The sequence below is a fragment of the Alphaproteobacteria bacterium genome (assembly GCA_037146715.1).
Lineage (GTDB): Bacteria > Pseudomonadota > Alphaproteobacteria > UBA7879 > UBA5542 > JBAWWO01.
Genome location: JBAWWO010000004.1, coordinates 73,665 through 97,652, shown reverse-complemented (window position 1 = coordinate 97,652; position 23,988 = coordinate 73,665). Strand labels below are relative to the sequence as shown.

Sequence of the window (23,988 nt, the reverse complement as noted above, 5' to 3'; positions counted from 1 at the left end):
GATTCTTATGGCCCCCTTAAGGGAAACTAAAACGAAGTAAAAAGAAACGAAGAATAAAAAAAAGTAAAAATAAAAAGAAAGAAAAAAGTATGAAAAGAAAAAAGCTGGATCGCCACGGCTCTTCGAGCCTCGCGAAGACGATTATTATCAACGTCCTTGCGAGGAAGCCATAGGCTGACGAACACTCCAGCTAACGAGCCCCCGTCATCCCGAGGAGGTCGCAAGACCGACGTGGGGATCCAGCTTTCTTTTTTCTTGCTTTCCTAGGGCTTGGAGGACCCACGCCTTACTTGCGATGCTGGCCGACCTAACGCGGGGGTGCGTTCTGCACCCTATGGACAACCCGAGGCCTCTTATTTGCAATCAAAAGAATCTCAATCTACTCCAAAACCCGGCTCAAGATCTTCCTAACATCTTTCTCGCCCTCTTCGAATTGCAGCACCAGGGCCTTGTGCAGAATTTCTTTAAAATGTTTGCCGGGTTTTAGTCCTAGTTCAATCAGTTTGTCACCCTGCACAAGGGGGGTCAAGTTTTGCACGTGAATCGCCCCTGACGACAGAACAGCCTCGGTTAATTTATGCAAATGTTTAAGAAGAGGATGCTGGCATTTCAAAAGCCAAACCAAATCTTTCCACGTTAGATCTGCATTTTTCAGATGGTACCCTGCCCACAGATACTCAGATTTTTTCTTATAGAAAAAATTCTGGTCCTTTAAATGATGAAACTCCTTCAGTAAGGCCAGAATTTTCTTCGTCATTTGCACGGGGCAACCCAAGCGGTTTAGAAAAGTTTTTGCCTTAACCAAGGGAACGCAACCCAGAAGAACCGCCAACATCAAGGCAAAAGATTCCTTAGAGGGCGGTGTCAAAACTGCCCTGTCTAAATTTTTCAGCGTCAATTCCCAGTCTTCCGAAGACAAATCAAATAGCTCATAAAACAACTGGTAAATAATCCCACATTCATGCAAAAACTCCATTCCAGTTGAGGGAGTTTTTCCCTTCAGCAGCAGTTTTTTTAGCTCTTCTAAAATGCGTTCAGCGGGCAATTCATTCACGTTCAGTGTGCGACACAAAGTAATCAAAGAAGGGTCCGGCTTCATCTGCAATCGGCTGGCAAATTGGGCCACCCGCAAGGCTCGCAAAGGGTCTTCAGCGAAAGTTTTGGGATCCGTTGCTTTTAGAATTTTTTTCTCTAAATCCTTTTGCCCCTCATAGGGATCCAAAACCTTATGATTCTGGGGGTCATAGCCCATACTATTGATCGTTAAATCCCGCCGTCTGGCCGCCTGTTTAAAGCTTAAACTATAATCAATTTTAACGGAAAACCCCTTATGACCCACCCCGGTTTTTTGGTCAAGTCGCGGCAAGCTAATATCAATGGGGTAATGGGTCATTTTAAACACCCCAAAACTTTTGCCCACCACATTTACCTTATCAAGGGACTCTAAAACTTGCTGAAGTTTTTCTGGATCTAAACCATATATTTCAGCGTCATAATCTTTGGGCTCTATTCCCAACAGAATATCCCGCACACAGCCCCCCACGAAAATAAACTTCCCCCCCGCCAAAGTCACCGCATGGATGATTTTGTCAAATTTTTTTGTGAGTGTTAAAAAGCTTGTCGCCATGATTATTTTTTATTGTATACTCATAGCAGCATACATCAAAAAGGAAAAACTATGAAGGTCGTTTCTTACCCCTCACCTAATCACTCCAAGCGGCCGGAATCCCCTGATATGATCATCATCCACTATACCGACATGCGCGACGCCCCCAGTGCCCTAGAGCGCCTATGTGATCCCGTAGCAAAGGTTAGCGCCCACTACCTGATTGAAAAAAATGGCACCGTCTATAAGCTGGTGGAAGAAACCGAAAAAGCCCATCACGCGGGAATCAGTTTCTGGAAAAACAGAACCTCTTTGAATGATTATTCTATTGGGATTGAGCTTGATAACCCCGGTGAACAATACGGTCTGGCCCCCTTCCCCAAACCCCAGATGGATGCCTTGGTCGCCTTAATGCATCAGCTGCAAGAGCGCTTTCAAATTCCGAACCAGCTTATTCTAGGCCATTCTGATGTGGCCCCGACCCGCAAGAGAGATCCGGGGCCCCTCTTCGACTGGGCCTATCTGGCTGATAAAGGGCTGGGCATTTTTCCTGATTTTAGGGGCCCCCGTCGCACAGAAGCAAATCTTCACCACGTTCAGCGGGCCCTGGAAGATATTGGATACGTAATCGCTAGCCCCACGGATCTGCCCTTTGTGATTCAAGCCTTTCAGCTGCATTTTTATCCTGAAAATGTGACACAAGCCCTAGACCCAGAAACCATTCACCGTATTCTGACGGTACGGGATAGATTTAACTAGCTAATCCTAAAATTCTTAAACTGCCAAGGGTCTTGGGCGTCCACGTCCCAGGGGAAAAGATGGGAAAGGTTTTTCAGGGGTGTCCAATCGGAGTAATGCCCCCCCATCTTGCCCAAATAAGGCATAGCAACTTTTAAGGCCTCGTCATAGTCAATGTTTTCCGGCTCAACAATCCCTTTGCGTGGGTGCCGGATCATCCAATCTAGCCCACACAAAATGCCGGCCACCACCTGCAAGGCCGTGGCATTACAATGGGGCGCCAATTTACGGGCCTCATGAATATCAAGCTGCGACCCATACCAATAAGCCCCCTTCTTGTGGCCCATCAGCAGAATGCCCAGCTCATCCACTCCACTTGTAATTTCGTCATTTAAAATGCGTTTGCTTTGGGGGCTTTGAAAGTTGTTTCCCTCCATCTCATGGATAGACAAAATGGCATCGTTCGCAGGGCGGTAACTGTAATAAACCGTGGGCCTATATTTTACTTCTCCATCTTTTTTGACCGTTAGATAGTCCGCTGTTGAAATAGATTCATTATGGGTAATCAAAAATCCTTGATAGGGCCCATATTGGGGAGTCCAGCTACGCGTGTTGGTAGCAAGGCCAGGTTGTTGCAAGTAAATAGCTGCTTTGCATCCCGTTGGATGTCTTTTTCCATCCTTGGGGAAATATTTCTCGTGGGTACCCCATCCTAATTCAGCAGGCTGCTGCCCTTCACTCAAAAATCCATCCACAGACCAAGTATTCACAAATTCATGCTCCTGACGTTTTTTGGCGGTAATCTGCATATCCTGTTCGGCCACATGAATAGCTTTTACATTCAACTTAGCCGCCAAATGGGCCCAATCCTCTTGGGTTTTTGGGGCAGAAAAAGACACATTGGTATCGTTCGCCACATTCACCAAAGCTTGCTTCAGAAAGTGAGAAATAAGCCCGGGATTCATCCCATGCGCCAACAAAGCTGTGGGACCATCCTTCAATTTCTTGCGCATGGCCAAAGCCTCTTCCCGCAAGGCATAGTTAGATCGTTTTTGAATGGATATACTTTTGTCCGTATATCGCCCCTCCCAGGGTTCAATGCATGTATCCAGATAAAGGGCATTAAGCTTATGACACATCTTAACCAATGCAAAAGAGGAAACGTTCACAGAAAGATTCAGCAAAACACCCCCATCCTTAAGCAAGGGTTTCAAAATAGATTCATAATTATGGGGTGTTAAGGTGTGAATTTTCAGATCAATCCCATAGTGCTTAGCAAGCTTAGCACCACTAGCGTCAGCTGTAATAATATGAATACGATCACTTGGAATCTTTAGAGTATTTATAAGAAAAGGTAGCGTTGCCTGCCCAATACTTCCAAAACCAACCATAACAACATTTTTAGAAAGCATCTCAATATTCCCCCCATTATTTTTTTTATATTCCATTATTACTGTAGCACATGTTTCCTGATTCTGGAATTTTTTTGCTTTTGTTAAATTGGGAGGGAGAAAATAAACTAATCAACTATAGTTTACTTTTTCTGACATTCCTCTTGAAAAATAAAATATAGTTTATTATATTTGGAAATAGGACGAAAAAGTAAAATATAGTTTATTATGGCAAAACTCTTATGGGGAAAAGTTAATTATCAGGACCGATTCGCGGGTATAATCCGGGAAGAGCCAGGCCATGCCATCTCTTTTACCTATGACGATAGTTATTTAAATGGGAAAAATCCTCCTATTTCCCATACCTTACCTTTAACTGGAATCCCGTTTGTAAGCCAAGTGGGGCTTTTACCTTTCTTTGATAATCTGGTTTCTGAAGGATGGCTGGAAGACGAGCAAAAAAGATTACTCAATAGACAGGCTTCCCGGTTTGAGCTATTGCTTGCTTTTGGATATGACTGTGCGGGGGCTGTATCTATTTTAGATCCGGAGCCGGCTGTCTTGCGACAGACAGCCATTGACTTAACAGACCAAAAAGAATTGGCTGTTATGAAAAGCCGGGCCTCTCTTTCTGGTGTTCAACCTAAACTTGCTTTGATTGAAAGAAATGGAAAATTCTTTCCCACAAGAATTGGGGAATTAAGCACTCATATTGGTAAATTTCCATCAGAAAAACACATAGACCTTACGCACAATGAACACCTAACAATGGCAGCTTTCAAGACTTTATTGCCAGAAGACACAGTTGCTGAACTACATCTTGGCCCTGTGGAAGGCATTACAGAACAAGCCCTTATTATTAAAAGATTTGATCGCACCCCAAGTGGTGCCCGCTTACATTTTGAAGAATTCAATCAACTGCTGGGGCGTATTTCTAGAAACAAATATGAAGCTGACTATCAACAGATGGCTAACTTTATCAATGAAACGCCTGGCTGTTTAAATGTAGAAAAATACCGACTTTTTTTACGAATTCTCGCTGGCCTTTTGCTGGGCAACACAGACATGCATCTGAAAAATTTTGCGATGTTTCATACGGATGCGGGATTACGGCTGACCCCTTCTTATGACCAAGTATCCGCCATTATTTATGGATATAAAAATATCGCGCTGGGAATGAATGGAGCCAAAGATTTGCTTTTGGGAAACCTTAAAATGAATTCTATTTTAAGGATGGGAGAGGGCTTTCAACTGAACAAGGATGCCATTCACACGGCTATTAATCATCTTGAACACCATAAAGAGGCAGCTAAACAAGCAATAGCTGACACTTCTATCAAGAACGCTCACCTAAAAAATCAAATCATTAACACGATGGAAACAAGATGGAACGAAACATTTGCCTCAATTGGCAAGCTTTAGTAGCTGAGGCGATCAAACGCCGCAAAGAACAACGGTTCACCCAAAAACAGCTGGCTATGTTCGTGGGATTAAGCACACCAACCATCAATAACTTTGAGCAAGGTAAAACCACCTTAACCCTGGAATCCGCCATTAAAATCCTGAAGGCTTTGGGGTTGGCTTAACCTCTTCTTGACATTTCACTCCTCAATACTTACATCTTCCCTACAGAGGAGTTTAAGATGTTGAAAAAAATCATTTCTTATTTACTTGTTTTATCTTTTTTGGTTCAGATTCCCTTGGGGGTTCAAGCCTCCATCAGCAGCATAGATGATGAAAACTTACGTTCATTAGAGGGTTTTTTCAAAGGCCCTGTCCCCGCCCATAGCCATTTTCAAGCAAAGTCTCAAGCCACTGGTGCAGGTGTTATGGTGATTGCTGAACAAGGCGGCCAATTATACACTTTACTGGGAAAACGAGACGACACCAAAACCTGGTGTAATTTTGGGGGTCAAACGGAAGATGGCCAGATTTACCTCAGCGAAACAGCGGCTCAAGAATTAATGGAAGAATCTTGTGGTTTGTATGCTTGTCCGGCAAATTCCCTCCAAAAAAATCCTTCTCACACCTTACAGCTGAAAGACATTACCTATCGCATGTATATGCGTAATTTTCAGTATTTAGACAGCACTCATTTTGTCGAAAAATCCCGTCAGGCTACAGATCACAGCTTTCGCGAATATACAGATTTTGCTTGGTTCAAGTTGAATGCTATTGTGTCTAAAAACCCCTTAACAGCAGATAGCTTGCATCCAAAGGATGCGGATCGTTTTCAAGAAATTCAAGAACCTTTAGAAATTTTTGATGCGTTCGCCGCCATGCTGCAAGAGTCCAGCGTCATTGCAACATTGTCCAACTGGGGCCAAAAAAAATCTGTTCCTCATCACACTTTCAGACGATGGGATGCGCCCAATGAAACTTCATCCGATACCCGTGTTTCATGGGCCCCTGTTACGGGAATGAAAGACAAACCTATGATTGCATCAGAAACAGCCTTTGTTGTTCCCTATGGACAAAATGCAGCAGGTCAGGAAGCGATTGACAAAACTTATCATAAGGGCACAGAAACCCTTACCATTCCTGTGCGAGCAAATGCGCATATAGAGCGAGAAATTTTTGCCCATTCAGTGGTTAAAAAAGCCCGCACCCTCATGGAGCTTAAAACAAAACATGGCCCCAGGGAAGAAATAGTCAACACTGTGCCTGAGGCTTGGCAACCCCTTGTGGAAGGCTTCCGACAGGCATCCCCCACCGAGCGTCATTTACAATGGGTGCTGAAAGATAAATTTACCCCAGGTCGCACTAAGGAAAGTTATGAGGCGAATATTCGGGCGTATTTGGATCTTTTAAATAGTCGAGAAGATATGCAAATGACCCGGGACATAATAGCAGTCACCGATACAATCGTTAACAAGCTAGTCACTCTTATTCATCAGGAGGTGGAAGCCCTACAACACCCGACAGATCCTAGATTTCCTTTGTATCATGGTGCTGATGGTAATATCGGAGAACTCTATTGGATTATGTCTTCTTTGAAAGAAATCCTACAAGTATCTTCCCCCGCCGTCCACATACTTGCAAAACCTTCCTTTACAGGAACTGAGATGCATCCCACTTTTCTCAACGGAGTACGTGGAACAGATTTGTATTATAAAAAGTTTATTGAGATCCTTAAAGACCCAGCACGACAACACCTAACAACCGCCCAAATCATTTTTAAAGACCTTAAGGGCCCCGATGGCACCTTTGCGCCTAAACCTCATATTTGTACAAATCCTGCCCTAACATGTGGTCCTAGTCTAGGTGCAAGTACTTCGAATTCTGTAGAATACTGGATTAAAGCTCATAGCATCCATCCCCCAGATACGAAGAAAATTTTTAATGAGGGATTAGCTCTTTTAGGAATCAATGCAACATTTGAGGTATTTGATTCCGTTTTACGTCAATATTATGGGCTTTCAGCATCAGATAATGGGGTTATTCTGCAAATGTTTGTGACACCCGAATTTTTAGAAAATTATACTCATGCAGAAAAACTATGGGACACTAGGAGTCCTGTTTTTCAAGATCCAATCTTGAAGCATCATTCTGCTCAACATCAATATACAGATTTTTTAAATTTAACAGATGTTAGTCATGACCATTATCCAGAAGTATGGGCCTATCCAACGCCCAATCGCTCAGCAGGATCAATCAATTTTTTGAGTTATCGCTTTCAAGATTTAAACAAAGAAGATTTAGATGCTCTTCATCGGGAGCTAGCCAATGCATGGGATCACGTCGTCACGTCATGGCTTTTATCTAATACCCGTCTTCAAGAGGGTGCTATTTATGGTGGCGATCCATTGCTTCATAAAATTCACCGAATAGCCAGCCGTTTACAAGCAGCTGAGATCATTAAAGATACCTTGCCCAAAGACTCCCTAAGGCATCTGATTAACTTAAATATCCCTGAAGGCGTTGCGACTCTTCTACAGGAATCCCCAGAGAGTGCTGAAACAATCTCTATAGACGAACGTCATTCTCTTCTAGTTCACACCTTATCTTCTGGAAATGAAGAAATGGCTAGAATCATCGCCTCCATGTCGCTACCAACTGGGAAGTATGCATCTTTGCTGACAAAGGATGATGCCTATTTCGTTGCAAGAAACTGCTTACAGGAACTACACAAACCTCAAAGTCTTCCTATACTAAGAGAACTTAATAGTCACTTTGACTTTAAAACATGGGACCAATCTTATGATTGGCCTGCATATGATGCAATTTGTCAAAAAGAAAATTATCCCTTTCTAAGTGAATTTATGGATATGTTTGGAGATTCTTTTATCCATAAGTGTATTAGTGAAATGGCAAAACCCTACCAAAATACTCATAGTTTGTCTCTTTTTCTGGCAGATAATCCTTCTTTAATAAAACACATAAATATTAATGCCTGGTTTCATAAGTGGGTAGAAGAACGTGATTTTTTTAATCTTAGGTTTGACAATGATGGAAGAACAGCATTTATGGGGGCACTTGAAATCCTTGGCGTAGATTGGAAGCACTTCTATAAAAACAAGCCTTTGATTTATTATTTTTTAGATTTGGATCCTGTTATTGTCGATAGAATCTTCAAAAAGCACCCAGAGCTTTTACAAGCAGTAGATTCTGAAGGAAAAACATTAGACCAGTTGACAGCAGAGCAATCGACCCAGAAACTGAAAGCTCAACAGAAAACACAGCAATATTTGACTAATCCTAAATTCACGGACCCTGTTGAAGATGAAGATTTCCAACTAATCATAAAGACCTTAAATGAAAATTTTGATTTGGATGGGCACTTGCTTTATCCCATTTACGCAGACCCAACATTTTTAGAAAAAGTTTTTCCCTACCTAAACTCTAAAGCTTTGGAAAATTGTCGTTTCGAGTATATGGGGTGGTGGCGACCCGACCAAGATACAACTAAGAGAAACATCACTATACTAAATAATTTGCCATTAGAAACCCTTCACAGACTTAGATGGAACAATGGATGTGATCATTCAGTGATATCTGAATTCTTATGCGAATGGGGTTTTACAAACGAAGATCGAGAATGGGTTGAAAAATTAGCCCCGGCTCTGTCTTGGATAAACCCTACAACGTCTCAACCTTATGGTCTAGAGGTAGCACGGAGAGCATTGAATTCTGATACATTCCATCTTTATGCAGACCTTATAGACCTTAGCTGGTTTACAACGGTTTATCCATCCACCCACATTTCGAAGTATAAAGAAATGATGTATGAACAAGATAATCTCCTCCCCAAGTTGGAAGTTCTTTTGAAACAGCAGGGATTAATCTAAATGCATACAGAGCATGAGCGTAACATTTTCCTTGCTTACAAAATTTAATACTACTAAGAATGCGAAGTAATCCTTATTTTATAGAAATGGTACCATGACAACTACAGGACAAAAGTTAGATATTCCTCAGGATGCTGTCGGCCTGCGCCTTGACAAGTACTTGATGGTTCTTTACCCCCAAATCAAATATGGGGAATGGGCACGTTTGTTCCGCAAGGGGCATGTGCGGCTGGATAGCAAGCGCGTCACGGGGTCCGAACGCCTTCAGGCGCACCAATCCCTGCGCCTACCGCCCATTTCTGTGCTCGATGATCTTATTGCCGCGTCAACCGTGGCGCCAAAGGCACCTGTTCATAACCTGTCTAAAAAGATGGAAGAAACCGTAAAATCTTGGATTTTGTTCCAAGATGAAGACATTATGGTCCTGAACAAACCTGCAGGCCTGGCTGTTCAAGGGGGCACAAGCCAAGCTACCCATTTAGACGGTCTGCTCCAAAGCTTTGGGCACCCAACGGGCACTGTCTTTAAATTAGTTCACCGCCTGGATAAAGACACCAGTGGCGTTCTGGTTGTAGCCAAAACAAAAAAGGCTGCTGCTGCTTTGGCTGCTGCCTTCAAGTATCATGATTTGTTTAAGGTCTATGTGGCCCTGACCCAACGGGTGCCCCACCCTCTAGAGGGTATCATTAAGGCGCCCATCAGCGAACAAACGGATGGCATTAAGGAAACTATGGTGGTAGACCCGGCGGGCAAAAAAGCTGTGACTTTTTATCGAGTGATCTCCCATGCGGGAAAGACGGCCGCTTGTATTGCCCTGTCACCGGAAACAGGCCGCACGCACCAGTTGCGTGTGCATTTGGCCAACCAGAATTGTCCTGTTTTGGGAGATGGTCAGTATGGAGATGCCTCAGTCTTTTGGCCAAACCTGCCCAAAAATCTATATTTGCATGCCTATAAGATTAGTTTTCAACACCCCATAAAACACACAAAACTGACCTTTTCTGCGCCCCTGCCCGCTCATTTCTTAGAGGCCCTGGATACCATGGGTATGGACCCCAAGGATATTGTTAAGGGTCTAAATGAGTTTACGACGGAACAATAATTTCTTTTCTCGGGCTTTACCCATAGTGTATGAACGTTGAGAAAGGGCTGAAATTAACGTCGTTGCGAGAAGGCCGAAAGCCAACGAAGCAATGACGGCAGTAAAAAACCTAGATTTTTGCGTCGAGGACGAGTGAAATAAAGGGCATGGATTTCGACGTGTACATTTGGGTACATGAGAAATCCACGAACCTGCGATTTCGCGAAGTAATCGGCCGAAAGGCTAGGTTTTAATCAATTGGCTAAGAATTTTATACACTCCCTCAATCTTTTCTTGAGGGGTTGACCAAACTTTAAAGATCACTAATTTCTGGTCCGGGCGAATTTTTATGGTGCCGCCGTGCTGCTGAATCCAAGAAAGCAACCGATCGGGCCAAGGGAAATTATCTTGATAGAAAGACACCAAAATGCCCTTGGGGCCGCCCTCAATTTTATGCACGTGAATAGCCTTACACAAGTTTTTCAAAGAAACTGTCAACAACAGATTATCCGTTTCCGGCGGCACGGGGCCAAAACGATCCCGCAGTTCAGCACGGAAATCATCAACTTCCTCTGCAGTTTTCAAAGCCCCAATCCGCTGGTACAAGCCCAGCCGCAGATTCAGATCTGGCACATAGGTATCAGGAATCAAGATCTCTAGACCCAGATTAATTTGGGGCAACCACTGGTCAGCAGAACCATGGGGGATTTCTCCCTCTTTCTTGGCTTTCAACATCTGAATGGCTTCTTCCAACATATGTTGATACAACCCCAGACCCACTTCCTTTATTTGGCCAGACTGTTCTTCTCCCACCAAATTGCCCGTTCCCCGAATATCCATATCGTGACTTGCGATCATAAAACCACCCCCCAGGCCCTGAATACTTTGCAGAACCTCCAATCGGCGTTGAGCTTTTGTGCTAAAAGTTTTATCCGCCGTAACGGTAAAGAAAGCATATCCTTGGGTTTTTGAGCGCCCCACACGGCCCCGCAGCTGATACAACTGACCAAGTCCAAACAGGTCTGAAGCATATACAATCATGGTATTAGCGCTGGGAATATCAAGGCCAGACTCAACGATGTTAGTGCTGACCAAAATATCATACTGACGATCACAAAACTGAATGATGGTGGTTTCCAAAGTCTTGGGAACCACCTGCCCATGAGCACAAGCAATTTTAAAGGAAGGCAACAGTTTCTCTAAAATAGGCAATACTTTTGAAATATCAGCTACCCGCGGACAGACAAAAAAGCTTTGGCCTCCCCGTTCTTTCTCCCGCAATAAAGCCTCTTTCACCACCAACGTATCAAAGGGCATGATTTTCGCGATAATAGGTTGACGCTCCATAGGAGGCGTCGTAATCAAGCTTAGGTCCCGAATGCCTGAAACAGCCATTTGCAGGGTTCGCGGAATGGGTGTGGCGCTTAAAGACAAGCAATGCACATGAGGATACTTTTCTTTCAAATGTTCTTTTTGTTTCACCCCGAAATGTTGTTCCTCGTCCACAATCAAAAGTTCCAAATTTCTAAATTTAATTTTGGGGGTCAGCAAGGCGTGGGTACCAATCAGAATATTAATTTTACCTTGTTCTAAATCTTCCTGAATCTTCTTAATTTCGCTGGCCGTTTGAAAGCGTGAAATCAATACAACAGATAAGGGGAAATTTTGGAAACGTTTTTTAAAAACCTCAAAATGTTGTCGAGCCAAAAGAGTGGTGGGGGCCAAAATGGCCACCTGCCCCTTGCTATGGGCCACCAAAAAAGCCGCCCGCAAAGCAACTTCCGTCTTGCCAAAACCCACATCTCCACAGACAAGTCGATCCATAGGCATGGGTTTGGCTAAATCCTCCATCACATCTTCAATGGCCCGCTCTTGATCTTCCGTTTCCACAAAAAGAAACCCCTTACAGAATTCCTCATAGGCACCCATCACAGGATGCACGTCTTGCGCCGTTGAAAGCTGCCTTTTTGCCGCAATTTTCATGAGCTTTTGGGCGATTTCTTCAATGCGTTTTTTGGCTTTTGCCTTGCGCACTTGCCAAGCTGTCCCGCCCAGACGATCTAAAACAGCCTCTCCATGCTTTGAGGAATAAAATGAGAGAACCTCAATATTTTCAACAGGCAGAAATAACTTATCTTGCCCCTCATAAATCAAGCACAAACAATCGTGGGATGCCCCATGAATTTCTAGGGTCTGCAACCCTTCATACTGGCCAATACCGTGGTCTTGATGCACCAGATAATCGCCCACTTGGAAGTCCGCAAGTTCAAGAAGCCTATGGACTGATTCCTTTTTCTTGGCAGCACTTTGGGCTCCACTCGAAAATCCAAAAAAGTCCGATTCAACTAGAACGATTTTATTGTCAAATTTAAAGCTTCTCGGAAAAGGAACACCCGCAAAACTAACGCTAGAGCTTCCCCTTAATTGAGGCGATAAAAGTTTTTGAATGCGTTCTAAATTCCCCTGACTTGAAGCACAAATCAAAATTTTTTCTTTTTTATTAGTGATAAATTTTTCCGCAATATCTACCAGACTTAATCGAGGGATATCTGAAACAAATAAAGGAACATAGAGAGATTTTAGATCTGTTTTATCGTCAAAAGGACTCAGCACTGTTTGCTCATAAGCCTTCAGTTTCTGGCTCAATGCCTCTGCAGTTAAATACAAAGATTCGGGTGTAATAGGCCGATAGGGAATTCTATCTTTCGCCGCATGATGTTCTTCTAGGGTCCTGAATTTATAGTTTTCCTGAATTTTTTTCCAGAATTCGTCTGTCCTCTGCGACAAAAAAGAAGATGTGATAAACACAGCAGCCGGCACATAGTCAAAGAAGCTATCTAAACTTTCATAAAAAAGGGGCAGCCAATATTCCATACCCTGAAATGACATGCCCTGGCGAATATGTTCATAAAGAGGATCTTGCTGGGCCGCAACCCCAAAAAGTTCCCGATAGTGATGGCGGAAAGAGTGTTGCTGATCTTCGGCTAGAATAACTTCGTTCAAGGGATTGAGATGAATTGTTTTAAGGGGGTGGAGGGTTCTTTGGCTTTCCGGATCAAAGGTTCGAATGGATTCCAATTCATCCCCAAAAAAGTCTAAACGCACTGGATTCAGATGCCCCACAGGAAAGCAATCAATAAGCCCCCCACGTTGGGCAAAGGTTCCCGGTGACATGACCGTTTCAACCCGTTCATACCCCGTTTTTTGAAAAAAGGTCATAAGATTAGGAATGGGAAATTCCTGCCCCGTTTCCAAACGTTGAAAATAGTGGCTGATAATTTGCCGGGGGGGAAGCTTTTGAACAATAGCCTCAACACAAGTAATCACAATTACAGGGTTTTTGGAATGATTTGAGGAAGAGGTTTGCAGAAATTTTCGAAGAGTTTCTGCCGCCTTGTCATCTGAATTTTCTTCATCAGTTTCCCCCTGCATCCCCAATAAAAAAGTCAGGCATTGAAGGCGTTCAGCCAAGCATTTTAAGGAAGGCGACGTAGAATCATAGGGCAGTCCATCCCAGGAAGAAAAAGTGAAAACCTTGCCGCCAGGAAACAGGGCCGTAAGAATGTTCTTAGTGCTTTCAATAGATTCTTTATCGACGACAACCACATGGGGCGTAGCCAAGTTAGAAGACAGAATACACTCAAAAATATTAATACTTTCCAATTGCCCGGAAACCGAGCAAATCGTGCGCGAGCCCGTCACTATCTTTGAAACAGCTTAGCGTCCTGAAGCCCCATGGCCTGCTTCAAGTATAATAGGATTTTGTCAGCATCTGCCTTAGTTGCAAAAGGTCCGGCTTCAACTCGGTTGAGTGTCCGAACGCCATTTTTGACAGGGACCACGGAAGTAGGGGCAAGACGAGAAAGTTTACTAGATAAATTCACAGCATTCTTTTCAATGCCAAAAGTACCTACCTGAATAAAGTATCCTTTCTTAGAGCCCGCCATAGATGTCAACGGAATCGATGCATGAGAGGAAGCTTTAGGAGATTCCTCAGCCATTGATGCGGCGGAATCAGAATCTTGAGCTGTCGTGGATTCAGTCACGATCTGCCTAGACTGAGAAAGGGGAATGGTTCCTAAAACACCTGCCAAGGCCCGCAAGCGATCCGGTGAGGCTACCTCGCTCTCCTGAGCAGGCATTTCTGCCTGTGGAGGATCTAAGATGGGGTCTTCCCCAGGCAAAAACTCCCGTGAGGGAACATTCCCTGCATCTGGCAATTGATCTCTTTCTTCTGCTTTTTCGACAACCTCAACAAAAGAAAGTTTTCGTTCTGTCATATCCTGAGAGGCATCGTCATTAGAAGCTGTAGGTTCTGTAGACTCGGGTTGAACAGTCTCAACTGGTTTTGATTCTTCCTGAGGAGGATTTGCCCCCGGTATAATCAAAGGTTGCCCACTATTTTTTTTTCCGTAAGCCAACAATTCAGCGGCCTTTTTTGATTCCTCTGGCAAAATTTCCACCCGCACTCTAGACGGTCCAGATCCAGAAAACTCCAGAAGTGTGGCGGCTTTCTCAGAAACGTCAATAAGCCGATCATTGGAAAAAGGACCCCGATCATTAATACGCACAATAACTGATGTGTTATTCACCAAATTTGTCACCCGAGCAATTGAAGGCAAAGGCAAGGTTTTATGAGACGCGGTTAAAGCATCCTTCCGATAGATTTCCCCATTAGCCGTTCTTTGATTATCAAAATCCGGGCTATAAACACCCCCATACCCAATTTCGTCGTACTTTAAGTTCTCAGCCGGAAAATACCAAACCCCATTCACCTTATAAGGTTTTCCCACCTTATAAACACCATCCCCTGAACTTTGGTACCACTCTTCAGATTTTTGAATTTTACCATCTTTCGCATCTCCTGATTCCGGAGGCATCAAGAATTCTTGCTGATCTCCCGGTGTTGTCATACAAGAGGTCAGCGCAAGCAACAAAAGGACGGGCAGATATTTTAAAAGGTGAAAATTACGCATTTAGATTTCCTATCTTATTTGAAAATAATAATACAGTTAAAGCAAAATTAAAGGATCTATTCCACTTAAAAATAACAAAAAAATTATCATAGACCAAAAAAGCCGCTCCCCCCTTATCGGGCCTGATAATTGCTCCCCTTAATTTATTTGAGGGCAAAACTTCTCCATCTTTCAGATGCACACCCATTTCAGCCCAATTTTGTGTGGTTCTTTTAATAAATCTTTGATCTGGAACCGGATGAGGAACAGGGCTTATTAAGGACTCATCAAAGGCTGCTGGCAATTCAACTTCATACCCCCAGGGCTCATCTTTCTTCCAACCTGAGTTACTTAAGTAATTGGCCATGGAAGCAAAGATATCCAAGTGGTGATCCCAAATATCTTTAATTCCATCCTCATTTTCATCTACAGCATGATTGTTATAGGTACTTGGCATAAATTGAGTCTGCCCTAAAGCGCCGGCCCAAGACCCCTGTAATTTATCAAGGGGGATTTTGTCATTTTGAACAATTTTTAGGGCCTCTAAAAGTTCATTCCTAAAAAAATCTGACCGACGGCTATCAAAAGCAAGAGTCGCCAACGCATTAATAATGAAAAAATTCCCCGTGATTTTACCAAAATGCGTTTCCATGCCCCAAAGAGCCACGATTAAATTGGCAGGCACCCCATATTTTTTCTGAACACGCCTCAGATCTTGACTATGAGTGCGCAACTTACCCTTAGCCAAAGGTAGTTTTGGAGTTAACCTTTTTTCAATGTATTCCTTAAAGGTTTCTGTTTTTTCTGGTTGTTTTCTATCTAGTTCCAAAACTTTTTCATTAATCACAGCATCTTTAAAAGCTGCGTCCAAAATACCCGGCTGAATTCCTCTATTTTGGGCCTCTAACTTAAAATCTTGGAGCCATTCATCATAAGTCATGTTGTGTGTACACCCCGTCCATATGCACCCCCAAACAATAAAAAGGATAATGCCTATAAAATTTTTCTTGCCCCTATTCATGATATACCTTTTTCCATAAAAAACTCTTATATAGTTGTTTATACATTTTTTGTTGCATACTGACAATATTTCCCTTGACCCGAATGTGAAAGTATTGAATAAACGTACTTGGATGGATGGCCGAGCGGTTTAAGGCACCGGTCTTGAAAACCGGCGAGGGTGAAAGCCCTCCGTGGGTTCGAATCCCACTCCATCCGCCACTTTTTCAAAATTGCCTCATAAAAAATAAGCATTAAGCATGAAAGATCGTTTAAAAAAATCCTTAAAGAAGAACCTGGAGTTTGTAATCTTTCTATACATTTTTAATAATATCTTAATCCACATCAGACGATCTCTTAAAAACATAAAAACAACCTCCGGATCTACCCATCAATCTTTACCGCTTAAAGATTCTATCCAATATATCACAGGTGTTTTTACTGACTATCAACGCGTTTCCGATCAAAAGACATTTAAAGGGAAATTAGCCGAACTGGGCCCTGGCGACAGCAACGGAGTCGCCCTACTGTTTCTAGCCCATGGAGCATCTCACGTGGACCTAGCCGACCGCTTTTACTCCGTACGAGATGACTTTCATCACACAGAAATAGAACAATATCTGGTCAAAAAATATCCTTCCTTGAAGAAATTTTACCCAAAGTTCAATCAGTATTGTGTTCGATACTATGGGCAAGAAGCCAGCGGCGAACATTTTTTTGATATTCATCAATCCTATGATCATATTATTTCCAGGTCAGTTCTTGAGCATGTAGATGATCCAGAATTGGTTCTTAGAAAAATGTATGGGGCTTTAAATCCTTCTGGTATGCTGATTCACAAAGTGGATCTTAGAGACCACGGCATGCTCACTCCCTTGAATCATTCTTTAAGATTTTTGGAGATCCCAGAATTCTTTTATAAACTAATGACTTACGGGTCAGGATACCCCAATCGGTTTTTATTTCATAAGTACCGAGAAGTTTTGACAGCTTTAAACCCTTCAACAAAATTTTACGTAGCCGGCCTTCATGGGGTTGATCCGTTTGATGCCATTTACCCAATTGAGGCCATTCCTACGCTCCTCAAAACTAAAGCCATTTCATTTGTGAACGAGCACAGACACAAATTTTCAAAAGAATTTTCTAATCTGCCCGCAGAAGATCTGATAATCTCGAGTTTCTTTTTTGTGTGTAAAAAGAAGATCTAAAGTTAAACTCCTATGAAAAGATCCCCCTCTATTATCTTCCTCGGGATTGACCCTAGGATCTGTTTTTCCACAAAACTACAGGATTTGGACTCTCCCTCAAGTCCGAGGGAATCGCTGAAGGGTATACTCATTTTATCTGAGTTTCTCTACACACAAAAGCTAAGAAAATCAAAGACAGAGTTTTTTTATTTTTTCATGGGGAGGCAATGCTCCAAAACCATCCGAAATACCGCCTGATATCTGTCTTGCCCCAAAGAAGATCGTTGGAAGCGCACAAGCTTTCCCCCCATTTTTTCATAAAAACCATCCGCATGGGGATCACTCCAGACCAAAAAATCTCTGTGTCCCCAGGATTTAGCCGTGTCCAGGCCTAGATTCCACATCTGCCGCCCCAATCCTTTGCCAATAAAATCAGGATATAGATAAAAATGCTCCAGTTCCAAAATTTTATCTTCCCCCACGGCAAATCCATAAAATCCAGCCAAAACACCTTCGACAAAAACCAAAAATAAAGACTGCTGTGAAAAACTAGCCTCAGATAGCCCAAGGTTTTCCATGAATTCTTTCATAAAAACTTCGTCATACCCCCAGTGGGCTTTTGATGCCTTTAAGAGATCATTTAAGTTTCGTAAATCACTAGGAAGTGCTGGGCGCGTCTGAATCAATTCTTTATATTCTTTTTTAAAGTCATCACCCGTTCAAAAGAAGCTGAAATACTTTCTTCCTTTAGCAGATTACTATGAACAGCCCGTTGAACCACCTGAATAAACTTTTCTGGCAACAAAGGATCTGGTTTAAAGGTTTCAATGCCTTTAGCCGCTGCCGGGCTATTAGAAAAAATAACCATATCGTTACCCGCTGCAAAGGCCTTCACAATAGATTCCTCAAAAGAATAATGCTTCTGAATGGCTGACATATGAAGATCATCACTAATAATGATCCCTTGGTATCCGCCTTCTCGTAACAGAGACAAGGTGCCTTTAGAAAAAGTTGCAGGATTTTTGGCATCCAAATGTTTATTAAAAATATGGGCTGTCATCACCATGTCGACCCCCTGACTGTGAACCAATTCCATAAAAGGACGTAACTCTTTTTCTTCCCACTGTTCGGACACATCTACATAGCCTTCGTGGGTATCCCCCAACGCACTGCCGTGGCCGGGGAAATGCTTAATACAGTTCAAAATATGCTTATCTTTCAAAGCCTCCATCACAATTTTTCCATACTTCACAATCTGGCGTGTTTCGTGCCCAAAAGAACGATCCAGACCACCAATCACTGGACATGTATAGTGCAAAGGATCCATATCGACGCAGGGTGCAAAATCTAAATTAAACCCATGTTCCGCCAATTCAGAAGCCATTTCTGTGTAGTGCTTTAAAGCGTCCTCTGCAGACAAATGAGAGACAGCCTTAGGCGTTTTGAAACCCTTAAATCCTTTTTGCGGAGACAACCTTTCAACGCGCCCACCCTCTTGATCCACAGCCATCAGCAAAGGCTGCCCGCAAGCATGTTTTTTTAAAAACCCTGTTAATTTTTTGACCTGGGTTGGTGACTCAATATTGTATCCAAACAAAATAACGCCCCCCGCCGTGCCGGCAGAAATTTGCTTGGCCATACGTTGAACACCTTCATCTTCTTCATGAACCCCATGAAATCCCACAATCAAAAGATGGGAAATTTTTTCTGCTAATTCCATAAAGATCCCTGCCCCACCCAACCGTGTTCTTCGGCAATACGACGCATATGATCTCGAAGCTTTGAAAAAGCAGCCCCCTCAATTTGTCTCACCCGTTCTTTTGAAAGATTTAGCGTATGGGAAATTTCTTCCAAGGTTTCCGGAGGTTCTTTCAAGCGACGTGCTTTAATAACTGCCATTTCCCGTGGGGTTAGGTATTCAAACCCTTCTTGTAATAAGGCGGCTTCCCTTTTCTTTTGGTCCGTTGCCATGAAAATTTCTTCTTGATCGGGACGGTCTGATTCCACCCAATCTTGCCATTCGGTTTCATTACCTTCTCCACCTTGCGAAACAGTTGCATTCAATGAAGAGTCACCACCAGAAAGTCTTTTTTCCATATCCCGAACTTCTTGTTCACTAACCCCCAACTTTTCAGCAATTGAATCGATGGTTTCATTGCTTAAGGAAGACCACTCATTTTCACCCTGAAGTTGCTTTTTCAACTTTTTTAGATTAAAGAATAGTTTTTTTTGGGCCACAGTCGTGCCCATTTTGACAAGAGACCAAGACTTCAGAATATAGTCCTGCATAAAAGCCTTGATCCACCACATGGCATAGGTTGAAAACCGGAATCCTTTGTTAGGATCAAATTTTTTCAAAGCATGTAAAATACCCAGATTTCCTTCAGCAATTAAATCTCCTAAGGGCAGTCCATATCCCCTATACCCCGCGGCAATTTTTGTCACAAGACGCAAGTGACTATTCACAAGCTTCTCGGCCGCTACTTTATCCTGGTTTTTAACCCACTCTTGAGCTAATTCATATTCCTCATCGGCCCCTAACATGGGATATTTTTGAATCTCTCTAAAGTATCTAGATAAATCATTGTTATCATCTAACAAAGAAAATCCATGGGAAACTGAGGAAGATTTTTTAGATTCGATGTGATCTTCTGAAAGAGCTATCATTTAGGCCGACCCATCTGTTGGCACCAACAACAACACATTTGTCAGCTTTTCATAAAGCATGTCTTCAAATCCCTTGTTCAAATCATTCAGGATGCGATCCACAAATTGTTGCCAGACAGTTGCTCTATTTTCTACTTGAAAGTCTGATTTTGTAAGAGGCATTTTCTCAGATAATCTTAGTTCATATTTAGCAGCCTTTAGATTGGGGGCATTTGAAATTTCAAGGCTTAGCACAATATTAACGGATAAAGCAGCAGAATCAGACTTGCCATTCAACAAATCATCCATATGCTCTTCAACCACTCTGGCATCCAAAATACGCAAGATAGCTTTGCCTGACTGTCCCACACCTCTTAAGCGCAGGCTGCTCCAAACCTGCAATTCAGGAATCAGAGAACTGGGATAAACTCGGGTTTGTTCGATAGGAGATGGATCCATAGCATTAATGACCAGAACATCTGCCACATCCAAAGACAAGGTAGCTCCATAGGGAGAAAGCTCACGTGTTACAGGGTCCGGATACACACAAGCCGCCAAAAAAAGAAAACTAGATAACCATAGATATTTTTTCATGTTTTTTCTCTATATGACAGTACTATAACAGGTACAGTTTCAAGAGACAAGAATTAGACCATCCTTTGCCTTTTCCAAATGAACGGGTATAAAAAAAGCAACCACCGCATTTGCGATGGTTGCTTTTCTTTAATCAAATTTATTTATCAGAAGATACTGATTTCTTCTTACCAGTTAACCAAGCTGGAAGTTTTGCATCGCCTAAAGGCAATCCACCCCTATCTACCGCTGGTTCTGTCTCTTGCGCTTTTTTGGACGCTGAGGGGAGTTGCGGCACGTTCTCAAGCCGAGCGCGATCTTGAGCGGCTTCTCTCGTTAACCTACGGCGTCTTTCTTGTTCTGTTTCTGGAGTAACAACGGGCGCTGCAGGAACCGTAAATGAAGCGGTTTCCACATCTGCGGCAGGCAAGAATGGCCGTGGAGTAGCTCCTAGAGGAGGAGAAAAAGATACTGCCATCTGAGGATTATGGGTATCAAAGGTCATATCATAACCACCCCGATCTCTCCACAGTCTATCCGCCAAACTCACTCTTGAAAACTGCTGACTCAGCATAGAGTTTTCTCTTCGTTCTTCTGCAGATTCCCGTTCAGCAATCTCCGTTGAAATCAAACGAAGATCTTCTTCCATCTGATTCAGCGCAGAAGACAGGCTGTGATTTTTTTCCAGCAAGTAAGAACGGCCTTCCGCAAGACCCTGCATTCTTGGCAGAGAGTGAAATTTCATATATTCCTGCTTTTTATGCTCAAAAGCCAGTTTGTTGCCCTCAAGATACATACTATATAGAGCTGAATCCTCTTCAGAGACACCATCTTGCAAAGCAGCCTCACGTTGCATTTCAAGCTTAGCATAAGCTTTCAGCTCCTTTGTTTGAATATTACTAACGTAGTCACTATCCTCCTGCTGCCACTCTTGACCTTTTTTTTCATTCTCTAGAATATCTATGTCAACCTCTACAATTTTAGCCTGATAATCTGCAATTGCTTCCTTCAATAAAAGCTGTTCAGTTTTAAGATCTGCTAGATCATTAAAAGCTCTTCTGGTTCGAGTTTTTTCAGTTGGCCCCTGAGTTCTGGCTGGCCGAGCTGAATCAAAAAACTCATCGTCGCTACCCCACGCCGCATGGGCACTGGGGGTATAGTTAAAATTTGTCAAGGCCATAAGGGACAATAAACTTGTAAAACTTTTCTTCATTTTAATCTCCTCAAATTAAAAACACATACCCACAACAGGTATACGTTTCTTATATAAGGATAATTTTGCCAATTTCAAGTTTTATTTTTTGACCGACACGATCGACAAAATCTCAAAATCTAAGGCTGCTAACTTTTTTTGTAGAGCCTCTATTATTTTCGCGCATTCATTTTCTTTCTGACGACTTTTCTCTACTTTTTCTAAAAATTTTTGAGCATAATAATCTGTTAGTTTTGAAATTTTTAAGAAATCTTTCTCCGATGTTTCATAGGCAAGACTCCAGGGAAGTTGAGTTTTGCTAAGAGCTTCCTCTAAAGACTCCAAGTCTGCTTCACTAGGATTCTCTACTAGGGCCCATTGCCCAAGAACATACGCACCCGAAATAGCGATAGTATCCGCAACATAGTCCATCTGCCTTATTATCTGAGTTCTTTTTGCATTCCAAAACTCAAATTTCCGCGAAAGGTCTGCTTGAGTTTCTTGAAAATTTTGTTATATGCTATTAAGCATCTCTTTTGCTGCCGTTGCCTCTTGATAGACAATTTCTCGGTCTGCACAAAGTTTATCAAGCTCGGATCTAAAAAAAGGAGTCCTCCCTTTTGAAGCAGAAATAGACTGGGCAAGACCTTCTTCGTGTGTCGCGCCAACGGAGTGAACAGGAATACCTCCCACAGATAAAAAGAAAATGACGAAATATTTTTTCACTATTGAAACCTCTCATTTTTAATTATAATAGAGAAATTATAAGATAAAACTAAACTTTCGCCAAATCCTATTCCGTATAAAATCTTTTGTCCTTGAAATCTGATGCGGTTTTCTCTATCTATAAGGGGGCGAAAAGTTCTGATATGAATTTTCCCAAGAACTCTAGGTCCCCATCGTCTAGCGGCCTAGGACACCGCCCTCTCATGGCGGGAACACGGGTTCGACTCCCGTTGGGGACGCCATAGTTTCTAAGCCTATTGAAGGAGGCCTTGCATTTAATTTGAATTTCCTTACAATAATGATTAGAACGAACAAAAAAGAAGAGATCTAGAATGACGAACGGAAAAACACCTGAAGAGTTAAAAGAACATTATTGTTCCTTCTGTGGAAAGAATCAGCACGAGGTTAAAAAGCTTATTGCTGGGCCTTCCGTTTTCATATGCAACGAATGTATTGAACTGTGCGTCAATGTTATTGAAGAAGAAATCAAAGATAACTTTGCACCCCAAACGGAAAAAGTTCCAACCCCTTCAGAAATCTATAAAGTTCTAGATGAATACGTTATTGGACAAGAGCGTGCAAAAAGAACCCTGTCCGTTGCCGTTCACAACCACTACAAAAGGTTGAATCATGAAATTGATTCCTCACGGGAAGTTGAACTTCAAAAATCAAACATTTTAATCATTGGTCCCACGGGCTGTGGAAAAACTCTTTTGGCCCAAACCTTGGCGCGCATCTTGAATGTGCCCTTTGCTATTGCCGATGCTACAACTTTGACTGAGGCTGGATATGTGGGCGAAGACGTTGAAAATATCATTTTGAAGCTTTTGCAAGCTGCTGACTATAACGTTGAACAAGCCCAACGGGGTATTGTTTACATTGACGAAGTTGATAAGATCAGCCGCAAGTCTGACAATCCCTCAATCACGCGCGATGTGTCCGGTGAAGGCGTGCAGCAGGCCTTGTTGAAAATGATGGAAGGCACGATGGCCTCCGTTCCGCCACAAGGCGGCAGAAAACATCCTCAACAGGATTTCCTGCAAGTTGACACCACCAATATTTTGTTTATCTGTGGCGGCGCTTTTGCGGGCCTTGAAAAGGTTATTGCGTCTCGCGGGGAACCGTCCTCAATTGGGTTCGGTTCAGACCTGAAAAAAGCAGACAAGAATACGTCCGATCTTTTAAGAAGTGTTGAACCTGCCGACTTGCTGAAGTATGGTTTGATTCCTGAATTCATTGGTCGTTTGCCTGTCATTGCCACCTTAGACGATTTGGACGAAAAAGCCCTTATTCGAATTTTATCTGAACCAAAAAATGCTTTGATCAAGCAATACCAGGCCTTATTCACCATGGAAGATGCCAAGCTTGAGTTTACAGAGGAAGCTCTTAGAACCATTGCTGAAAAAGCTATTCAGAAAAAAACTGGGGCCCGCGGTCTTCGGTCTATTTTAGAAAGCATTCTGTTGGATCTGATGTTTGAACTGCCTGATCACAAGAATTCAGACACTGTCGTTATCACCAAAGAAATTGTTGAGGGCAAGATACATCCTAAGCTAACAACTTCGAAAACCCCTGCACCCTCAAAGCAAGCAAAAGCAGTCTAACC

General features: G+C 42.6%; 19 protein-coding genes and 2 tRNA genes. 9 read left to right on the top strand and 12 right to left on the bottom strand.

Annotated features, from left to right (window positions below):
• Window positions 1-379 precede the first annotated feature (379 nt).
• Window positions 380-1,627: a hypothetical protein gene (locus WCG05_02660; protein MEI8320897.1), complete on the bottom strand. Its 1,248-nt coding sequence runs from the start codon at window positions 1,625-1,627 to the stop codon at window positions 380-382.
• Window positions 1,628-1,678: 51 nt separating this feature from the next.
• On the opposite strand from WCG05_02660, the gene WCG05_02655 reads away from it, so the two are divergent.
• Window positions 1,679-2,365, top strand: a complete 687-nt coding sequence (locus WCG05_02655) for an N-acetylmuramoyl-L-alanine amidase (GenBank protein ID MEI8320896.1) — start codon at window positions 1,679-1,681, stop codon at window positions 2,363-2,365.
• Here the strand turns inward: WCG05_02655 and WCG05_02650 are convergent.
• On the bottom strand, window positions 2,362-3,792 hold the full coding sequence (locus WCG05_02650) for a saccharopine dehydrogenase C-terminal domain-containing protein (GenBank protein ID MEI8320895.1): 1,431 nt from the start codon (window positions 3,790-3,792) through the stop codon (window positions 2,362-2,364). The two genes, WCG05_02655 and WCG05_02650, sit on opposite strands and share 4 nt — an antisense overlap.
• Before the next feature lie 171 nt (window positions 3,793-3,963).
• Here WCG05_02650 and WCG05_02645 point away from each other — a divergent pair, with 171 nt between their 5' ends.
• The 4 genes from WCG05_02645 (at window position 3,964) to WCG05_02630 (ending at window position 10,125) form a co-directional block, all read left to right on the top strand.
• A complete protein-coding gene (locus WCG05_02645; GenBank protein ID MEI8320894.1) occupies window positions 3,964-5,157 on the top strand; it encodes a HipA domain-containing protein in 1,194 nt (397 codons plus the stop codon).
• The gene (locus WCG05_02640; protein ID MEI8320893.1) at window positions 5,121-5,321 is read left to right on the top strand and encodes a helix-turn-helix transcriptional regulator; all 201 of its coding nucleotides are present in this window, start codon (window positions 5,121-5,123) and stop codon (window positions 5,319-5,321) included. The genes WCG05_02645 and WCG05_02640 overlap by 37 nt, the downstream gene beginning before the upstream one ends.
• A 57-nt stretch (window positions 5,322-5,378) precedes the next feature.
• Complete coding sequence (locus WCG05_02635; protein ID MEI8320892.1) at window positions 5,379-9,023, top strand: hypothetical protein; 3,645 nt, start codon at window positions 5,379-5,381, stop codon at window positions 9,021-9,023.
• A gap of 94 nt (window positions 9,024-9,117) precedes the next feature.
• Entirely contained in the window at window positions 9,118-10,125 is a 1,008-nt protein-coding gene (locus WCG05_02630) for an RluA family pseudouridine synthase (GenBank protein MEI8320891.1), read from the top strand.
• Between the two features lie 222 nt (window positions 10,126-10,347).
• Here the strand turns inward: WCG05_02630 and mfd are convergent, their stop codons facing one another.
• From mfd to WCG05_02615, 3 genes are read right to left on the bottom strand one after another with little or no spacing between them, the layout of a single operon-like run.
• Window positions 10,348-13,767: a transcription-repair coupling factor gene (gene mfd, locus WCG05_02625; protein ID MEI8320890.1), complete on the bottom strand. Its 3,420-nt coding sequence runs from the start codon at window positions 13,765-13,767 to the stop codon at window positions 10,348-10,350.
• A 38-nt stretch (window positions 13,768-13,805) separates the two neighbouring features.
• Window positions 13,806-15,080 carry a septal ring lytic transglycosylase RlpA family protein gene (locus WCG05_02620; protein ID MEI8320889.1) on the bottom strand — a complete coding sequence of 425 codons (1,275 nt, stop codon included), beginning with the start codon at window positions 15,078-15,080 and terminating at the stop codon, window positions 13,806-13,808.
• Window positions 15,073-15,999, bottom strand: a complete 927-nt coding sequence (locus WCG05_02615; protein ID MEI8320888.1) for a lytic murein transglycosylase — start codon at window positions 15,997-15,999, stop codon at window positions 15,073-15,075. Before WCG05_02615 ends, WCG05_02620 begins: the two co-directional genes overlap by 8 nt.
• A 191-nt stretch (window positions 16,000-16,190) precedes the next feature.
• Between WCG05_02615 and WCG05_02610 the strand changes: the two genes are divergently transcribed.
• Together WCG05_02610 and WCG05_02605 are read left to right on the top strand one after the other, a co-directional pair.
• Window positions 16,191-16,280 (top strand) — tRNA-Ser (locus tag WCG05_02610).
• A gap of 38 nt (window positions 16,281-16,318) precedes the next feature.
• Window positions 16,319-17,266: a class I SAM-dependent methyltransferase gene (locus WCG05_02605; GenBank protein MEI8320887.1), complete on the top strand. Its 948-nt coding sequence runs from the start codon at window positions 16,319-16,321 to the stop codon at window positions 17,264-17,266.
• Between the two features lie 185 nt (window positions 17,267-17,451).
• Here the strand turns inward: WCG05_02605 and WCG05_02600 are convergent, their stop codons facing one another.
• From WCG05_02600 to WCG05_02570, 7 genes are all read right to left on the bottom strand, one after another.
• On the bottom strand, window positions 17,452-17,931 hold the full coding sequence (locus WCG05_02600) for a GNAT family N-acetyltransferase (GenBank protein ID MEI8320886.1): 480 nt from the start codon (window positions 17,929-17,931) through the stop codon (window positions 17,452-17,454).
• Entirely contained in the window at window positions 17,928-18,965 is a 1,038-nt protein-coding gene (locus tag WCG05_02595) for a glycoside hydrolase family 3 N-terminal domain-containing protein (GenBank protein MEI8320885.1), read from the bottom strand. Before WCG05_02595 ends, WCG05_02600 begins: the two co-directional genes overlap by 4 nt.
• Window positions 18,956-19,912, bottom strand: a complete 957-nt coding sequence (locus WCG05_02590) for an RNA polymerase factor sigma-32 (GenBank protein ID MEI8320884.1) — start codon at window positions 19,910-19,912, stop codon at window positions 18,956-18,958. Before WCG05_02590 ends, WCG05_02595 begins: the two co-directional genes overlap by 10 nt.
• On the bottom strand, window positions 19,913-20,485 hold the full coding sequence (locus WCG05_02585; protein MEI8320883.1) for a hypothetical protein: 573 nt from the start codon (window positions 20,483-20,485) through the stop codon (window positions 19,913-19,915).
• A 139-nt stretch (window positions 20,486-20,624) separates the two neighbouring features.
• Window positions 20,625-21,677, bottom strand: coding sequence for a hypothetical protein (locus WCG05_02580; GenBank protein MEI8320882.1), 1,053 nt, complete (start codon window positions 21,675-21,677; stop codon window positions 20,625-20,627).
• 81 nt (window positions 21,678-21,758) lie between these two features.
• Window positions 21,759-22,088, bottom strand: coding sequence for a hypothetical protein (locus tag WCG05_02575; GenBank protein ID MEI8320881.1), 330 nt, complete (start codon window positions 22,086-22,088; stop codon window positions 21,759-21,761).
• Window positions 22,089-22,169: 81 nt separating this feature from the next.
• Window positions 22,170-22,382 (bottom strand): hypothetical protein, encoded by a 213-nt coding sequence (locus tag WCG05_02570; protein MEI8320880.1) that lies wholly within the window; start codon window positions 22,380-22,382, stop codon window positions 22,170-22,172.
• Between the two features lie 166 nt (window positions 22,383-22,548).
• Here WCG05_02570 and WCG05_02565 point away from each other — a divergent pair.
• Both WCG05_02565 and clpX read left to right on the top strand, forming a co-directional pair.
• Window positions 22,549-22,624, top strand: a tRNA-Glu gene (locus WCG05_02565).
• Between the two features lie 90 nt (window positions 22,625-22,714).
• A complete protein-coding gene (gene clpX, locus WCG05_02560; GenBank protein MEI8320879.1) occupies window positions 22,715-23,986 on the top strand; it encodes an ATP-dependent Clp protease ATP-binding subunit ClpX in 1,272 nt (423 codons plus the stop codon).
• The last annotated feature ends 2 nt before the right edge of the window (window positions 23,987-23,988 follow it).